Below are 2,423 nucleotides of genomic sequence, written 5' to 3'. Positions count from 1 at the left end.
AACGACCTGCAACCCTATCAAGCTGACCCGTTACCCGCTGAGGTAGCTGAAACTGACAATGGCTTGCTTACGGATGGCAAGCGCCATTGGCTGCGGCTTGAACAGGCACTGTACGGGGTGCGGCAGGATGCCAGGGGAGGATGGCGCTTGCGCCATGCCAGTGACCACGAGGCATACGGGCCGGTCGTGCGAAGCAACGCAGAGCGTGCCTGGTTGCTCGGTGGTGAGCGGCCACTGGAATGGCAGGGCGCGGCACTGTTGCTGGGGCGCCTATGGCCGTCGGCGCGCACAGTGAGTGCTGGGCGTGTGGCCCAGATGCTGAGTGTGGCGGATGTCGACGAGGAGTACCTGCGTGGTCTGCTGGTAGAGAGGCGGCGCCTGCCCGTGCAGCTGCGCGATACCTTGGAGCGCTTCGCCGTTGATGCGCGCATGGAAGCGTTTTTCGCCCAGTTGGAGGCAGGCGACGCCGATACCGAATTATGGCAGTGGTGTATCGACCATTTGCAATTGCAGGGGCAGCCGCTTGACGAGCAGGTGATTTCGATACGCCAAGAGGCGGCAAGGGTCCGCGAAGCGATGTTCGAGCATTTTTCAAGCTGCTACCTGGTGAAAGACCCTTTGCAGGCGCTGATACAACGGGACTTCCCAGCGTTGCCAGACGCCTATGCTCTCGATGCTCTTGACCACGCGACCGCAGCTATGCGCTTGCGCATGCAGGCTGAATCACGCATTCCGCTGGCACTCGCTGAACGTCTCCGGGCAACGCTTCAACTGGCACGTCTGACCCGTATGCGTGAGGCCCTGTATCTACCACACAGCTATCGACCCGAGCTGGTGGCCCTGGTGTTTGCCTTGTTGCGTCTGCACGGGCCAGCCGCAGCGGATTTCAACCTGGTGTTACGCCAGGATCGCTATGCCGGGCAAGCGCTGGCGCAGCTGTTCCCGGAGCGGGGAATGAAACAGGAACTGGTGCTGGTCCGGCGAAGCGGCGGTTTCCAGCTTTACGCCGGAAGCCTGGCGTATGAGCGTGAAATTGCCGAACCTCAAGGGCTCTTCGAAGTGCTGGCGGCCTGCTTGCCTGATACTTACCGGTCGCATCCGGGTTGGGCTGGCGCCGATGCGCCGGCAGCTATCCGCAGGCAGATGCAGGCATGGCTCCCCGACGAGCGTGGGCCGTTGCTGCGTTTGCTTGGATGGCGTGAGGCCAGGCCCCAGGCATCGACCATGCAACGCATGGAGGATGGGCGAGCAGGCTATTTGCTGGGTGGCTGTCAGTCGTGCATCAGTAGCCCGGATCGCGTGCTACGACAGCGGGTTCGGGCGTTGTACCCCGGTATCGGCGATGAAGGCACCGAGCACTACATCCAGGCTCTGCTGCTTCAGCCAGGGACTGTGTACGACAATCTGCTGCGCGCAGAACAGGAGTACCGACAGCTCGAGGGCCGCTTGCATGCGTGGGCCCGTGAGACACCCGGCAATCCCCGAGCTCGCCAGCAGGTCGCGGACTCGCTTTGCCGTGCCTGGCAAATGCGCAGCGATCGGTTTTCCCGGAGCATTGATCATCACGCAATGCTCAGCGTAAGCATCGTCGCCGCGCCTGTGGGAAGTCTTCCTGCCCTGCCAGCCGGGACGGATTTTTCCCATGTATCAGAGCTCACCCTCGCGGGGCTTGAGCTTAGCGACGTCCCACGGGGATTTCTCGCCTGCTTCCCGCGCTTACGAAGACTGGAGTTGAGCAATAATGCTTTGACCGAGCTGCCACCCGGGCTTGAGCGGTTGACCGAATTGCGGCAGTTGTTGATGCCGCGCAACCGCATCCGAATCCCTGCTGACCAGGTCAGCGTGCTGGCTCACCTGTCGAACTTGCGTTCGCTGGACCTGAGCAGCAACTTCTTGGGTGGTATCAACCTGCAGTTCAACCAGCTTTCCGGTTTACGGTTTCTGCGGCTGAACAATGCCCGGTTGTTGGCGTTGCCGCCAGGCCTGCAATGGTGCGGACTGCTGGTATTCGCTGACCTGCGCAACAACCAGATCGCCAATCTGCCTGATGCATTGTTCCAGGCCCCTTTGCAACTGCGCCGGGCGTTGCAGCTGGATGGCAACGTACTGCCAGCCGGCACGCTCGAGCGCTTGTATACAGTGGAGCGCCTGTTGGTGACGCCGCGCCTGGAACGTCGCGATCCGGTGAGGGATTTGTGGCTTGGGACCTTGGGGCCTCTGAAGCAGCAGGCTCATGCAACCGTGTGGGATGCGCTGGTTGCCGAACCCGACAGTCATGAACTGTTTGGCCTGCTTGCCAATCTTACGGGAACTGCCGAATTCAGGAAAACGCCAACTGAAATCGGGCGCAGGGTCTGGACCGTGCTACAGGCCTGCCACGACAATACTGCGACACGTATGGCGCTGTTCCACCTGGCTGCGGA

At 61.5% G+C, this 2,423-nt stretch carries 1 protein-coding gene; it reads left to right on the top strand.

What is annotated here, in order from left to right; genetic code table 11:
- Positions 1-315: 315 nt before the first annotated feature.
- The coding region (locus HP547_RS11785) for a leucine-rich repeat domain-containing protein (RefSeq protein WP_256676322.1) at positions 316-2,423 on the top strand (2,108 nt) is incomplete at its 3' end.

Origin of the sequence: Pseudomonas sp. CM27 (assembly GCF_013179515.1) — a bacterium.
In the GTDB taxonomy this organism is placed as follows: domain Bacteria; phylum Pseudomonadota; class Gammaproteobacteria; order Pseudomonadales; family Pseudomonadaceae; genus Aquipseudomonas.
The sequence above is the reverse complement of the archived record's forward strand: the minus strand, read 5'-3'. Positions and strand labels throughout refer to the sequence as shown.